The 394-nt window shown below is 39.3% G+C and carries 1 pseudogene; it reads left to right on the forward strand.

Features of this window, described 5'->3' with window-relative positions:
* Positions 1-394 (forward strand): annotated as a pseudogene (locus HC176_RS17210) (DUF5655 domain-containing protein); the annotation flags it as partial.

A 394-nucleotide genomic window follows, 5' to 3' on the forward strand; every position in this document is an offset into this window, starting at 1 on the left:
TAGCCTAAAGCGTGACGAGGTGGATTGGACACAAACTCGGGTTGCTTTTGTTTCCACCAGCTTTACCGAAAACCAGAAAACAGCCACCAACTTTAAAGATATAGCCATAGAGCTGTGGGAAGTAAAGCGTTATGAGAACAACCTCATTAGCATCAATGAAGTGCGCAAAAGCAAGTCAGCAGAAAGCATAAAGCCCATTACACAAAATAATGAGAAGCTTAAATCGGTCACAGAACAGCTAAAGGTCTATACCGAAGAAGACCATTTGAAAAGGAAGTCAGATGATATTACTGAGCTCTACGAAACCTACAAAACGGCCATTCTAAATCTTTCTGATAACATAGAAGTTGAATACCGCAAAGACTATATCGCCTTCAAAAAGAATTCAAATATT

Source organism: Tamlana crocina (assembly GCF_012037625.1).